Genomic DNA, 14,236 nt, shown 5'->3' on the forward strand with positions numbered 1-14,236 from the left:
GTCGTGAATTGATTTGCGGCCTGCTGCATAATGATCACATGGCTTCGACAAGCAAGGTGAGGGTGGCGGTGGCCGGCGCGAGCGGCTACGCGGGTGGCGAGATACTCCGGTTGCTGTGTGGGCATCCCCGTCTGCGATCCGGGGAACTCGAGATCGGTGCGCTCACCGCGGGTGGCAATGCGGGGACGGCCCTGGGTACGCATCACCCGCATCTGCTCCCGCTGGCCGATCGGGTCCTGGAGGACACGACGCCGGAGATCCTCGCCGGTCACGACGTCGTCTTCCTGGGCTTGCCGCACGGGGCGTCGGCGGTGATCGCCGACGCGCTGCCGCCGACGACGCTGATCATCGACTGCGGGGCGGATTTCCGGCTGCGCGACGCCGGTGAATGGACGTCGTACTACGGCGGCGACCATGCCGGGACCTGGCCGTACGGTCTGCCCGAGTTGCCCGGCAACCGGGAGACGCTCCGGGACGCGAGTCGGATCGCGGTGCCCGGCTGCTATCCGACGGTGTCGATCCTGTCGTTGCTCCCGGCCATCGCCGCGGGGATCGCCGACCCACACGTGACCGTCGTCGCGGTGAGCGGTGCCTCGGGCGCCGGCCGGTCACCGAAGGTCGACCTCCTGGCCTCCGAGGTCATCGGCTCCGCACGGGCCTACGGCGTGGGTGGTGTCCACCGGCACACGCCGGAGATCTCCCAGGCCCTGTCGGCCGCCGCGGACCAGCCGGTGACCGTCTCGTTCACCCCGATCCTCGCGCCGATGGCCCGCGGCATCCTCGCGACGTGCACCGCACGCACCGGGGCCACCGCCGAGGAGGCCCGCGCGGTCTACGAGAAGGCTTACGCGGACGAGGAATTCGTGCACGTCCTACCGGAGGGGCGGTTGCCCGCCACCGGTTCGGTGATCGGATCCAACGCCGTCCAACTCGGCGTGACCGTCGACGAACGCGCGCAGACCCTGGTGGTCGTCGGAGCGGTCGACAACTTGACCAAGGGGACCGGCGGCGCCGCGGTCCAGTCGATGAACCTGGCCTTGGGCTGGACCGAGAACGAGGGATTGAGCACCGTGGGAGTGGCACCGTGACCGGATCGCAGGACAGCGACAACGGGGGAACAGAGCAGGACCGGATCGAGGGCGGCGCCCCGGGCGATCACCCGCGCCTCGTGCGGACCCAGGGCGTCACCGCGCCCCTGGGGTTCCGGGCCGCCGGCATCGCCGCCGGGATCAAGGCCTCCGGTGCGCTCGACCTCGCGCTCGTCGTGAACGAGGGGCCCGATCATTCCGCCGCAGGCGTTTTCACCCGTAACCAGGTGAAGGCGGCACCGGTGCTGTGGTCGCAGCAGGTCCTCACCACGGGCCGGCTGCGCACCGTCATCCTCAATTCCGGCGGCGCCAACGCCTGCACCGGGCCGGGCGGCTTCCAGGACACCCACAAGACCGCAGAGGCGGTGGCCGATGCGCTCAGCAACTGGGGGACCAGCACGGGTGCCGTCGAGGTCGCGGTGTGCTCCACCGGACTCATCGGTGACCGGTTGCCGATGGACAAGGTGCTGGCCGGGGTCACCGAGATCGTCCAGGAGATGGGCGGCGGCCTGTCCGGCGGGACCGACGCCGCGCACGCGATCATGACCACCGACACCGTCCCCAAACAGGCTGCGCTGCACCACCCGCAGGGATGGAACGTCGGCGGTATGGGCAAGGGTGCGGGGATGCTCGCGCCGTCGCTGGCCACCATGCTGGTGGTCCTCACGACCGACGCCGGTGCGACCGCCGAACAACTCGACACCGCCCTGCGCAGGGCGACGGCCCGCACCTTCGACCGGCTCGACATCGACGGCTCGTGTTCGACGAACGACACGGTGCTGCTGCTCAGTTCGGGTGCCAGTCAGATCCCGGTCGAGCAGGCCGATCTGGACGATGCGGTGTTCGCCGTCTGCGACGATCTCGCCGCCCAGATGATGGCCGACGCGGAGGGCGTCACCAAGCGGGTCGTCATCACGGTCACCGGCGCGCAGACCGAGGACGACGCGCTGATCGTCGCCCGGGCCGTAGCACGCGACTCCCTGGTGAAGACCGCCCTGTTCGGATCGGATCCCAACTGGGGACGCGTACTCGCCGCCGTCGGCGCCTCGCCGGTCACCGTCGATCCCGACCGGATCGCGGTGTCGTTCAACGACAGCCCGGTCTGTGAGAACGGTTTCGGCGTCGACGGTGCGCGCGATGTGGACCTGTCGGGTCCGGACATCGCCGTCGTCGTCGACCTGAACCTGGGAGAGTCCGCCGCCAGCATCCGGACCACGGATCTGTCGCATGCGTACGTCGAAGAGAACTCGGCGTACTCGTCATGAGCGAGGCGACGTCGGGAGCCCACCCGATCGACCCCACCGCCGGGCTCGCGAAAGCGAAGGTGCTCGCCGAGGCCCTTCCCGCGCTCCAACGACTCGCGGGCGCGACCGTCGTCGTCAAGTACGGCGGTAACGCCATGATCGACGACGAGCTGAAGAAGGCGTTCGCCGCGGACATGGTCTTCCTGCGCGCGTGCGGGATGCATCCCGTCGTGGTTCATGGTGGCGGCCCGCAGATCTCGGCGATGCTGAAGCGGCTGGGACTCGCGGGAGAGTTCAAGGGCGGGTTCCGGGTGACGACCCCCGAGGTCATGGACGTGGCCCGGATGGTCCTGTTCGGTCAGGTCGGGCGTGAACTCGTCGGCTTGATCAACTCGCACGGCCCGTACGCCGTCGGCATCACCGGTGAGGACGCCCACCTCTTCACCGCGGCGCGACGCACGGTGCTCGTCGAGGGCGTTCCGACCGACATCGGTCTCGTCGGCGACATCGCCTCGGTCAACACCTCGGCGGTGCTCGATCTGGTTGCCGCCGGGCGAATCCCGGTCGTCTCGACCATCGCCCCGGACCGCGACGGCGTGGTGCACAACATCAACGCCGACACCGCGGCCGGCGCCCTCGCCGAGGCGCTCGGTGCGTCTCGGCTGGTGATGCTGACCGACGTCGAGGGCTTGTACACGGATTGGCCCGACCGCGGGTCCCTGGTGTCCCGGATCGACACCGACGCACTGACCGAGCTGTTGCCGTCGCTCGACTCGGGCATGGTTCCCAAGATGGAGGCGTGCCTGCGTGCCGTCACCGGGGGAGTCGACCGTGCGCACGTGATCGACGGACGTGTCGCCCATTCCGTGCTGGCCGAGCTGTTGACCGAGAGCTCGACCGGTACCACCGTCGTCGTTCCGGAGGAGGACGCATGACCGCCCCACTGCAGCAGCGCTGGGCACAGTCGCTGATGAACAATTACGGCACCCCGGCCGTCGCCCTCGTCGGCGGCTCCGGAGCGTATGTCACCGACGCCGACGGGAAGCGCTACCTCGATCTCCTCGGCGGGATCGCGGTGAACGCGCTCGGACATGCGCACCCGGCGATCGTCGAGGCGGTCACCGGACAGCTCCAGACGCTCGGGCACGTGTCGAACCTGTACATAGCGCCGCCCGTGGTCGAGCTCGCCGAGCGGTTGCTCGACAGGTTCGGCCACCCCGGTCGCGTCTTCTTCTGCAATTCCGGGACCGAGGCGAACGAGGCCGCGTTCAAGCTGGCCCGGCGCACCGGCCGGCCCGAGATCGTGGCGGCGGAGAAGGCTTTCCACGGCCGCACGATGGGTGCGCTCGCGATGACCGGGCAGCCGGCGAAGCGCACGCCGTTCGAGCCGATGCCCCCCGGCGTCCGGTTCGTTCCCTACGGAGACGTCGGCGCGCTCGATGCGGTGGTGACCGACCGGACCGCCGCGGTGATCCTCGAACCGATCCTCGGCGAGGCCGGCGTCGTGGTGCCCCCGGCCGACTACCTGGCGGCCGCACGCCGGATCACCGAAGAGCGCGGCGCGTTGCTGATCCTCGACGAGGTCCAGACCGGAGTCGCCCGGACCGGTACGTTCTTCGCCCATCAGCAGGTGGGTGTGGTGCCCGATGTGATGACGCTCGCCAAGGGATTGGGCGGCGGCCTCCCGATCGGTGCGTGCATCGCCGCCGGTCCCGCGGCCGACCTGTTCGAACCGGGCCAGCACGGCACCACCTTCGGCGGCAATCCCGTGAGCGCGGCCGCAGCACTCGCCGTCCTGCGGGTCATCGAGTCCGAGAACCTGCTCGATTCGGTTGCAGCGGTGGGTAAGTCGATCGCCACCGGCATCGAGGACCTTCAGCACCCGTTGGTCTCCCATGTGCGGGGGGCGGGCCTGCTGCTTGGCGTCGTGCTGACCGAGCCGCTCTCGCAGCGCGTCGAGGCGGCTGCCCGGGACGCCGGGTTCCTGATCAACGCGCCCGCACCCGACGTCCTGCGACTGGCCCCGCCGCTGATCCTCACCGAGGAGCAGGGACAGGATTTCGTGCGCGCACTTCCCGGACTGCTCGACACCGCCGCGGCAGCGGCAACGCGCGACACCGCCGCGGCAGCGGCAACCCGCGACACCGCCGCGGCAGCGCACGCCGCCACAACGAACGAGGGGGACAAGCCATGACCAGACATTTCCTGCGCGACGACGACCTGACCCCGGCCGAGCAGGCCGAGGTGCTCGCACTCGCGGCCGAGGTCAAGGCGAAGCCGTTCGACTTCCGACCGTTGGAGGGCCCCCGGGGGGTCGGGGTGATCTTCGACAAGAACTCCACCCGTACCCGGTTCTCGTTCGAGGTCGGTATCGCCCAGCTCGGCGGTCACGCGGTCGTCGTCGACGGCCGCACGACGCAGCTCGGCCGCGAGGAGACCCTGGAGGACACCGGTCTCGTCCTGTCCCGCTTCGTCGACGCGATCGTGTGGCGGACGTTCGGCCAGGACCGCCTCGAGGCGCTGTCGTCGACCGCCACCGTCCCGGTCGTCAACGCCCTCTCCGACGAGTACCACCCCTGCCAGGTGCTGGCCGACCTGCAGACGATCGCCGAGCACAAGGGTTCGCCTGCGGGACAGACGATGACGTATCTGGGCGACGGCGCCAACAACATGGCGCACTCGCTGGCGCTCGGCGGCGTCACCGCCGGGATGCATGTGATCATCAGCTCGCCGGACGGTTTCCAACCGGACCCGGTGGTGATCGCCGCCGCCGAGCAGCGCGCCGCGCAGACCGGTGGCTCGGTGACACTGGTGGCCGATCCCGTCGCCGCGGCGTCCGGGGCCGACGTGCTGGTGACCGACACCTGGGTGTCGATGGGTCAGGAGGCCGACGGCAGGGACCGTACCGCTCCGTTCCGTCCCTACCAGATCAACGACGAACTCCTCGCGCATGCCGCCGACGACGCGATCGTGCTGCACTGCCTCCCGGCACATCGCGGTGACGAGATCACCGCCTCGGTGATCGACGGACCCCGCAGCGTGGTGTTCGACGAGGCGGAGAACCGCCTGCACGCGCAGAAGGCACTGCTGATCTGGCTGCTGGATCACCAGTGATCGGGGAGCGACAGTGATCAGGAGCCCACGATGACCGCCGGAGCCGAACCGTCGGAGAGCCGCCTCGCCGCCACGCGCGCGGGGCGGCATGCGCGAATCATCGATCTCCTGTCCACCAACCAGGTCCGTAGCCAGTCGGAGTTGCAACGGTTGCTCGCCGACGAGGGTGTCGACGCCACCCAGGCGACGCTGTCCCGCGACCTCGACGAGCTCGGCGCGGTGAAACTCCGCGCCGCAGACGGCGGCGCCGGCGTGTACGTCGTACCCGAGGACGGTTCGCCGGTCCGCGGGGTCTCCGGCGGTACCGACCGGCTCGGACGACTCGTGTCCGAGCTGCTGGTGTCGACCGACAACAGCGGTAACCTCGCCGTGCTGCGGACCCCGCCGGGGGCGGCGCATTATCTGGCCGCGGCGCTCGACCGGGCCCGTCTGCCCGACGTCGTGGGGACCATCGCCGGTGACGACACGATCTTCGTCGTGGCGCGCGAGCCGCTCGACGGAGCCGAACTCGCCCGCCGGATCGAGGGCCTCGTGTAACCCTCGCCACCTCGCAGTCCCGGTTCCGCCTCGCTGCGAAACCGACAGACCACACCAAACGAACAGCCGCGACGCCGCCAACCGATACCCGGACGGTGTCGTCGGAACACCGGGGCCGATGATGGACTCGGTCAACGCGCAGAACAGGAGCTTCACCTCATGGCAGAACGTGTCGTACTCGCATACTCGGGCGGCCTGGACACCTCGGTCGCGATCAGCTGGATCCAGAAGGAGACCGGCAAGGAGGTCGTCGCCGTGGCCCTCGATCTCGGTCAGGGCGGCGAGGACATGGAGGTCATCCGTCAGCGCGCACTCGACTGCGGCGCGGTCGAGGCCGTCGTGGTCGACGCCCGCGACGAGTTCGCCGACGAGTACTGCCTCGGCGCGATCACCTCGAACGCGCTCTACATGGACCGGTACCCGCTCGTCTCGGCGCTGTCCCGGCCGCTCATCGCCAAGCACCTGGTCACCGCGGCCCGTGATCACGGCGGCACCGTCGTCGCCCACGGATGCACCGGCAAGGGCAACGACCAGGTCCGTTTCGAGGTCGGCTTCGCGACGCTGGCACCCGATCTGCAGGTGCTCGCGCCGGTTCGCGACTACGCCTGGACCCGCGAGAAGGCCATCGCCTTCGCCGGGGAGAACGACATCCCGATCAACGTGACCAAGAAGTCGCCCTTCTCGATCGACCAGAACGTGTGGGGTCGCGCCGTCGAGACCGGTTTCCTCGAAGACCTCTGGAACGCGCCCACCAAGGACGTCTACGACTACACCGAAGATCCCACGGTCAACTGGAACTCACCCGCCGAGGTCATCATCGGCTTCGACAAGGGCCGTCCGGTCAGCATCGACGGCCGCCCGGTGAGTGTGCTCGAGGCGATCCAGGAACTCAACCGCCGGGCCGGGGCCCAGGGAGTCGGACGTCTCGACGTCGTCGAGGACCGCTTGGTCGGCATCAAGAGCCGTGAGGTGTACGAGGCGCCCGGCGCGATGGTCCTCATCCGCGCACACGAGGAACTCGAGCACGTGACCCTCGAGCGCGAGCTCGGTCGCTACAAGCGCGGCACCGATCAGAAGTGGGCCGAGCTGGTCTACGACGGTCTCTGGTTCTCGCCGCTGAAGCGGTCGCTGGACTCCTTCGTCGCCTCGACGCAGGAGCACGTCTCCGGCGAGATCCGGCTGACCCTGCACGGCGGCACGATCGCCGCCACGGGTCGTCGCAGCGCCGAGTCGCTCTACGACTTCAACCTCGCCACCTACGACGAGGGCGACACCTTCGATCAGTCCGCGGCGCGCGGCTTCGTCGAACTGCATGGTCTGTCGTCGAAGATCGCCGCGAAGCGGGACCTGAATCTGTGAGTGCGGGCACCGGCGGCGGCAGCGGACCGGAGGCCGGTGGGACGACCAACCAGGGTTCGCTCTGGGGCGGTCGTTTCGCCGGTGGGCCGGCCGAGGCGATGGCCGCGCTGAGCAAGTCGACCCATTTCGACTGGGCGCTGGCCCCTTTCGACATCGAGGCGTCCAAAGCGCATGCACGGGTGCTGAACAAGGCCGGGCTGCTCACCGCTGAGGACCTGACCGGCATGCTCGACGGGCTCGATCGCCTCGCCGCCGATGTCGCCGACGGCAGCTTCGGCCCCGCGGAATCCGACGAGGACGTCCACGGCGCGCTCGAGCGCGGCCTGATCGAACGGGTCGGTCCCGAACTCGGCGGCCGGCTGCGGGCCGGTCGGTCCCGTAACGACCAGGTCGCGACCCTGTTCCGGATGTGGTTGCGCGCCGCCATGCGTCGGGTGGCACTCGGTCTGCTCGACGTCGTCGACGCGCTGACCGCCCAGGCGGCAGCGCATCCCGACGCGATCATGCCCGGCAAGACGCACCTGCAGGCCGCGCAGCCGGTGTTGCTCGGACACCACCTGCTCGCACACGCGCAGCCCCTGTTGCGCGACATCGACCGGCTTGCCGATGCGGATCGTCGAACCGCGGTGTCGCCGTACGGGTCCGGCGCGCTCGCCGGCTCGTCGCTCGGCCTCGATCCGGCGGCGATCGCCGCCGACCTCGGCTTCGACGCGCCGGCCGAGAACTCGATCGATGCGACCTCCGCACGCGATTTCGCCGCCGAGGCCGCGTTCGTCTTCGCGATGATCGCGGTCGACCTCTCCCGGTTGTCCGAAGAGGTGATCATCTGGAGCACTCCAGAATTCGGCTACGTCACACTGGCCGATGCGTGGTCCACCGGCAGCTCGATCATGCCGCAGAAGAAGAACCCCGACGTCGCCGAGCTCATGCGCGGCAAGGCGGGTCGCCTCATCGGCGACCTGACCGGGCTGCTGGCCACGCTGAAGGCACAACCGCTGGCGTACAACCGGGACCTCCAGGAGGACAAGGAACCGGTCTTCGACGCGGTCGCCCAGCTGGAGCTGTTGCTGCCGGCGGTGACCGGACTGGTCTCGACGCTGGAGTTCCACACCGACCGCATGGCCGAACTCGCCCCGGCGGGCTTCACCCTGGCCACCGACATCGCCGAATGGATGGTCCGGCAGGGCGTGCCGTTCCGCGTGGCCCACGAGGCCGCGGGCGCCTGTGTCCGCGAGGCGGAATCACGCGGCGTCGGCCTGGACGAGCTCGACGACGCGACGCTGGCCGGTGTCCATCCGGCGCTGACTGCGGCGGTGCGGGAGGTCCTGACGGTGCGCGGTTCGGTCGAATCGCGCAACGCGCACGGCGGTACCGCGCCCGAGCAGGTGCGACGACAGATCGACGTCGTGACGGCCGCGACCACCGATCTGCGGACTCGGTGGACCGCTGGGCCCGGCGGGCGACGCTGATCCGGCACGACTGGGTACAGTGACCTGTGTCACCGACGCTGGTGTGATCAGCACGCGGGTGAGGCCGGGACACCGACGACTGGAGGATCGACACGATGGCGGTGTGGGACGGGGGCCCGGATCTCGCGGGGGTGGTCGGCAGGGTGCTGGCCACCGCGCAGAACGGCCTCGAGGTGTTGCGGTTCGGCGGACTGGAGACCGGTACCGAGCCGGCGCCCTTCGCGGTGGTCGAGACACACAAGATGTTCCGGTTGCGCCGGTACTTCCCGAACGAACCGTCGACCGGCCCGAACATCGTTCTGGTGCCGCCGATGATGGTGTCGGCCAACGTCTACGACGTGACCGAGCACAACGGTGCGGTGTCGATCCTGCACCGCAACGGCATCACGCCGTGGGTCGTCGACTTCGGGTCGCCGGACTCCGAAGAAGGCGGGATGGAACGCAACCTCGCCGACCACGTGGTCGCCATCAGCCGGGCGATCGACCTCATCGTCGAGGCCACCGGGCGCGACATCCACCTGGCCGGCTACTCCCAGGGCGGGATGTTCGCCTACCAGACCGCGGCGTATCGCAGGTCGAAGGGGATCGCGAGCCTGATCACCTTCGGCAGCCCGGTGGACGTGCTCGCCGCACTGCCCCTGGGGCTGCCCGCGGGACTGGTGGCACCGGCGGCCGAATTCCTGGCGGACAAGGCGTTCTCACGCAACCTCTGGGTGCGGGACTGGATGGCGCGCACCGGCTTCCAGCTGCTCGACCCGGTGAAGACGGTCCGCAGCCGCATCGATTTCCTGCGTCGCCTGCACGACCGCGAGGCACTGCTGCCCCGCGAGGACCAGCGCCGATTCCTCGAAGCCGACGGCTGGGTCGCGTGGTCGGGGCCCGCGATCGCCGAGTTGCTGCGGCAGTTCGTGGCGCACAACCGGATGGTGTCCGGCGGCTTCGTGATCAACGGCGACCTGGTGTCGCTCGCCGAGATCACCTGCCCGGTCCTCGCGTTCGTCGGTGATGCCGACGACATCGGACAACCCGCGGCAGTCCGCGGCATCGTCCGGGCCGCGCCCGACGCCGAGGTCTACGAATCCACCCTCCCGGCCGGACATTTCGGACTGGTGGTGGGCAGCGCGGCCGGTCAGCACACCTGGCCGACGACCTCCGACTGGGTGAACTGGCTCTCCGACAACGGCCCACGCCCCGAACTCGTCTCCGAGATGTCGCTCGTCGAGCCGGGTCACGGCGGCGGGGTCAGTCTGTCCTCGCGCATCACCCACGGGGTCGGCTCGGTGGCCGATGCCGGGACCGCTGCCTCACGCGAGCTGCTCGGCCTGGCCAACTCCCTGCAGCGCACCTCGCGAGCGGTGGCGTCGGAGTCGGTGCGGACTGTGCCACGACTCTTCCGTCTGGGCCAGATCCAGAGCGGGACGCGCATCTCCCTGTCGAAGCTCATGGCCGAGAACACCAAACGCGGCGGCGACAGCGAGCTGTTCCTCTTCGAGAACCGCGTGCTCACCCATGCCCAGGTGAACGCGCGTATCGACAACGTGGTCGCCGGACTGGTCGACTGCTGCATCCGTCCGGGACAGCACATCGGCGTCCTGATGGACACCCGGCCCAGCGCCCTGGTCGTCATCGCCGCGCTGTCGCGTCTGGGCGCGGTGGCGGTGCTGCTCGCCGCGGACGCCGATGTCCGCGAGATGATGCGGCTCGCCGACAGTACGGTGATCGTCACCGATCCCACGAACCTCGACCTCGCGACCGCCGCCTCGGACCGGGTTCTGGTGCTCGGCGGTGGCAGCGGCGATTCGCGTGCGATCGACGGCGCCGACGGGACGTCGATCGTCGACATGGAGCGGATCGACCCCGACGAGGTCGTGATGCCCACCTGGTACCGGCCCGACCCCGGGCTCGCGGGGGATCTCGCATTCATCCTGTTCAGCCGTGCCTACGGCAAACTCGTCCCGTGGCCGGTGACCAACCACCGGTTCGCGATGTCGGCATTCGGCGCGGCATCGGCGGCGGCGCTCACCGACCGCGACACCGTGTACTGCCTGCCTCCGCTGCACCACGCGTCGGGACTGCTCACGACGCTGGGCGCAACGGTGGTCGGGCGGTCGCGCATCGCGCTGTCCAACGGCATCGATCCCGCCAACTTCGCGGTGGAGGTGCAGCGCTACGGCATCACCGTCGTGTCGTACACGTGGTCGATGCTCAGCGGCATCGTGCGCGATCCCGACTTCCACATCAACCAGCACAACCCGATCCGCTTGTTCATGGGCTCCGGTATGTCGGCGGGATTGTGGGAGGACGTGTGCGCCAGCTTCCCTCGCGCGCGCATCCTCGAGTTCTTCGCGACCGCTGACGGTTCGGCGATCCTCGCGAACGTGTCCGGGGACAAACTGTCCTCCGTCGGCCGGCCGCTGCCGGAGACCAATCCCGTCGAGGTCGCGGCGTATGACATCGTCGGTGACCGACTGCTCATCGACGACTCGGGCTTCGTCCGGCGGGCCGAGACGGGGGAGCCCGGTCTGCTCCTCGCCAAGGCGAAGCACAAGTTCGACACCAACGGCACGGTGCTGCGCGACGTCTTCACGACCCGGGATCGGTGGGAGGTGTCCGGCCACCTGTTCGTGCGCGACGCCGACGGCGACCTGTACTTCCTCGGGGCGACCGACCGGGTGCTGCGGACCGCTGACGGGCCGGTGTTCATCCCGCCCCTCACGCACGCACTGTCGCGACTCACGAGCGTCGACCAGGTCGTCGTGTACGGCGTCGGCGAACCCGGACACCAGGTCGTCGTCGCCGCGATGACCCTTCGGCCCGGCGTCAAACCGGACTCGCTCACGGTCACCCAGCTGCGGATCGCGTTGGGGGAGTATCGTGCCGACGCCCGGCCGCACCTGATCCACGTCGTCGACGAGATCCCGAAGTCGGCGTCCTTCCGTCCGCTGAGCACCGGCCTGGTGGAGGAGGGACTGCCGAAACCGGGTCCGCGCGTCTGGTACCGCGACGACGACGGCCGCTATCGCAGGTACACCCGGACCGTGGCGGAGAAGCTGGACTGGACCGGGTCCCGGACGAGCGATGCCCTAGGGTGATCGGGGTGACGACACGCGCTGAGGCCATCGACCCGATCGTGCGCGAACGCCTGGCCTGCCCGCAGGACCACGGTCCGCTGATCGACGCCGGCGACGAGCTCTACAACCCGAGACTGCACGTTGCGTACCGCATCGACTCCGACGGCATCCCGGTGATGCTGATCGACGAGGCACGGGCGGTCGACGACGCCGAGCACGAACGCATCGTCGCGTCGCAGTAGTCCGATCGTCGGCCGGGCCCGGTGTGCACCGGGCTTCGGCGCCTCACCTCACCCGCGACCCGATCTGGGCGGATGACAAGATCGAGGGGTGAGTGCTGACAATGCCGAGACCACCCAGCCGACCGCCGTGCCCGCAACCGTCGACATCCTCGATGAGCTGCGCTGGCGTGGGCTGATCGCTCAGTCCACCGATCTGGACGCCCTGGGTGATGCGCTTGCCGACGGGCCGGTCACCTTGTATGCGGGGTTCGATCCGACGGCGGCGAGTCTGCACGCCGGGCACCTCGTTCCGCTGTTGACGCTCAAGCGGTTCCAGCTCGCCGGCCATCGGCCGATCGTCCTCGCCGGCGGTGCCACCGGTCTGATCGGTGACCCCCGTGACGTGGGGGAGCGGACGATGAACTCGGCCGACACCGTCGCCGAGTGGGCCGGACGGATCGATGCGCAGCTCCGACGATTCGTCGACATCGCCGACACCCCGGCCGGTGCTGTGGTCGTCAACAACCTCGACTGGACCGGACAGCTGTCGGCGATCGAGTTCCTGCGCGATCTGGGCAAGCACTTCTCGGTGAACGTGATGCTCGCACGGGACACGGTGAAGCGGCGTCTCGAGGCCGACGGTATGAGCTACGCCGAGTTCAGCTACCTGCTGCTGCAGTCGAACGACTTCGTCGAACTCCATCGCCGGTACGGATGTGTGCTCCAGATCGGCGGGTCCGATCAGTGGGGGAACATCGTCGGCGGAGTCGACCTGGCCCGACGACTCGACGGCTCGGCGCTACACGCGTTGACCGTTCCCCTCGTGACGTCGGCGGACGGAAAGAAGTTCGGCAAGTCCACGGGCGGCGGGAGTCTGTGGCTCGACCCGGAGCTGACGAGTCCCTACTCCTGGTACCAGTACTTCGTGAACACGGCGGACGCCGATGTCGTCCGCTACCTGCGCTGGTTCACGTTCCTCGGGCGGGAGGAGATCGACGAACTCGAGCGCGCGACCGTCGAGACCCCGCACCTGCGTCGCGCGCAGCGACGTCTCGCCGCCGAGATGACAACCCTCATCCATGGCAAGGCCAACACCGATGCGGTCGAGCTGGCCAGCCAGGCGCTGTTCGGCCGGGCCGAGCTCGACGAGCTCGACGAGGCAACCCTCGCGGCCGCTCTCGGCGAGACCTCGGTCGCCGACTACCCCGATGGCCGACCGACCATCATCGAACTACTCGTCGACACGAAGCTGTCGGAGAGCAACAAGGCCGCACGTCGTGCGGTGTCGGAGGGGGGCGCGTACGTGAACAACACCAAGATCACCGACCCGGAGTGGCAGCCGGCTGATGCCGACCTGCTCCATGGACGGTGGTTGGTGGTCCGTCGCGGCAAGAAGAGTTTCGCCGGCGCCAAACTAGGCCGCTGACCAGGCGATTTGACGCGTTGTTCGCGCCTGTGTAACTTAATCGACGCACCGCAGAGAGCAACTCCCCCGGAGCCGCAAGCACCGGGGAAGCAAAAGTGCCCGAGCCACTCGCTCGGGCCGCCTGTGCGGGGCCACTCCCGAGAACGAGATCGCGAGCATTCAGCGCGCTCTGGGAGGGCTTGCCGGAGCCGGCTTCACATCGAAGACGTCTGGTGGGTGTGTGTTCTTTGAGAACTCGATAGTGTGATGATGAATTGTCTGATGCCATTTGTGGCATCGAGCATTCTTGTGGATGTTGATGTTTGTTTTTTGTGTGGCGTCCGGCCCCGTCTGGGTGTCACATTTTGCTAGGTTTATTTTGGTCAGGTTTGCTTTCCTGGTTGTGTTGAAACGCTGGCTCTTTTTTTGGGGGTTGGTTTTGTTTCACTATTTTTTCATGGAGAGTTTGATCCTGGCTCAGGACGAACGCTGGCGGCGTGCTTAACACATGCAAGTCGAACGGAAAGGCCCAGCTTGCTGGGTACTCGAGTGGCGAACGGGTGAGTAACACGTGGGTGATCTGCCCTGCACTCTGGGATAAGCCTGGGAAACTGGGTCTAATACCGGATATGACCAACTGTCGCATGGTGGTTGGTGGAAAGCTTTTGCGGTGTGGGATGGGCCCGCGGCCTATCAGCTTGTTGGTGGGGTAATGGCCTACCAAGGCG

At 68.6% G+C, this 14,236-nt stretch carries 11 protein-coding genes and 1 rRNA gene; all 12 read left to right on the plus strand.

Annotated elements, in window-relative coordinates:
• The first annotated feature begins 38 nt into the window (after positions 1-38).
• Complete coding sequence (gene argC, locus CA982_RS22950) at positions 39-1,088, plus strand: N-acetyl-gamma-glutamyl-phosphate reductase (protein WP_086537481.1); 1,050 nt, start codon at positions 39-41, stop codon at positions 1,086-1,088.
• Positions 1,085-2,353, plus strand: a complete 1,269-nt coding sequence (gene argJ / locus CA982_RS22955) for a bifunctional glutamate N-acetyltransferase/amino-acid acetyltransferase ArgJ (protein ID WP_086537482.1) — start codon at positions 1,085-1,087, stop codon at positions 2,351-2,353. The genes argC and argJ overlap by 4 nt, the downstream gene beginning before the upstream one ends.
• Positions 2,350-3,267 carry an acetylglutamate kinase gene (argB, locus tag CA982_RS22960; RefSeq protein WP_086537483.1) on the plus strand — a complete coding sequence of 306 codons (918 nt, stop codon included), beginning with the start codon at positions 2,350-2,352 and terminating at the stop codon, positions 3,265-3,267. Before argJ ends, argB begins: the two co-directional genes overlap by 4 nt.
• A complete protein-coding gene (locus tag CA982_RS22965; protein WP_086537484.1) occupies positions 3,264-4,526 on the plus strand; it encodes an acetylornithine transaminase in 1,263 nt (420 codons plus the stop codon). Before argB ends, CA982_RS22965 begins: the two co-directional genes overlap by 4 nt.
• Complete coding sequence (gene argF / locus CA982_RS22970; protein ID WP_086537485.1) at positions 4,523-5,446, plus strand: ornithine carbamoyltransferase; 924 nt, start codon at positions 4,523-4,525, stop codon at positions 5,444-5,446. The genes CA982_RS22965 and argF overlap by 4 nt, the downstream gene beginning before the upstream one ends.
• 30 nt (positions 5,447-5,476) lie before the next feature.
• Complete coding sequence (locus CA982_RS22975) at positions 5,477-5,983, plus strand: arginine repressor (protein WP_086537486.1); 507 nt, start codon at positions 5,477-5,479, stop codon at positions 5,981-5,983.
• 159 nt (positions 5,984-6,142) lie between these two features.
• On the plus strand, positions 6,143-7,342 hold the full coding sequence (locus CA982_RS22980) for an argininosuccinate synthase (RefSeq protein WP_086537487.1): 1,200 nt from the start codon (positions 6,143-6,145) through the stop codon (positions 7,340-7,342).
• Positions 7,339-8,811 (plus strand): argininosuccinate lyase, encoded by a 1,473-nt coding sequence (gene argH, locus CA982_RS22985; protein ID WP_086537488.1) that lies wholly within the window; start codon positions 7,339-7,341, stop codon positions 8,809-8,811. Before CA982_RS22980 ends, argH begins: the two co-directional genes overlap by 4 nt.
• A gap of 95 nt (positions 8,812-8,906) precedes the next feature.
• On the plus strand, positions 8,907-11,903 hold the full coding sequence (locus CA982_RS22990; protein WP_086537489.1) for an AMP-binding protein: 2,997 nt from the start codon (positions 8,907-8,909) through the stop codon (positions 11,901-11,903).
• Between the two features lie 5 nt (positions 11,904-11,908).
• Complete coding sequence (locus CA982_RS22995) at positions 11,909-12,124, plus strand: Trm112 family protein (RefSeq protein WP_086537493.1); 216 nt, start codon at positions 11,909-11,911, stop codon at positions 12,122-12,124.
• Between the two features lie 88 nt (positions 12,125-12,212).
• Positions 12,213-13,529, plus strand: coding sequence for a tyrosine--tRNA ligase (gene tyrS, locus CA982_RS23000; protein ID WP_086537490.1), 1,317 nt, complete (start codon positions 12,213-12,215; stop codon positions 13,527-13,529).
• 433 nt (positions 13,530-13,962) lie between these two features.
• A 16S ribosomal RNA gene (locus tag CA982_RS23005) occupies positions 13,963-14,236 on the plus strand; the annotation flags it as partial.

The sequence above is a fragment of the Gordonia lacunae genome (assembly GCF_002149015.1).
Taxonomy (GTDB): domain Bacteria; phylum Actinomycetota; class Actinomycetes; order Mycobacteriales; family Mycobacteriaceae; genus Gordonia; species Gordonia lacunae.

Excerpts from the sequence above, each read along its gene's own strand:
- argC (WP_086537481.1), top strand. The coding sequence starts at position 39 with ATGGCTTCGACAAGCAAGGTGAGGGTGGCGGTGGCCGGCGCGAGCGGC.
- argB (WP_086537483.1), top strand. The coding sequence starts at position 2,350 with ATGAGCGAGGCGACGTCGGGAGCCCACCCGATCGACCCCACCGCCGGG.
- CA982_RS22965 (WP_086537484.1), top strand. The coding sequence starts at position 3,264 with ATGACCGCCCCACTGCAGCAGCGCTGGGCACAGTCGCTGATGAACAAT.
- argF (WP_086537485.1), top strand. The coding sequence starts at position 4,523 with ATGACCAGACATTTCCTGCGCGACGACGACCTGACCCCGGCCGAGCAG.
- CA982_RS22975 (WP_086537486.1), top strand. The coding sequence starts at position 5,477 with ATGACCGCCGGAGCCGAACCGTCGGAGAGCCGCCTCGCCGCCACGCGC.
- CA982_RS22980 (WP_086537487.1), top strand. The coding sequence starts at position 6,143 with ATGGCAGAACGTGTCGTACTCGCATACTCGGGCGGCCTGGACACCTCG.
- CA982_RS22990 (WP_086537489.1), top strand. The coding sequence starts at position 8,907 with ATGGCGGTGTGGGACGGGGGCCCGGATCTCGCGGGGGTGGTCGGCAGG.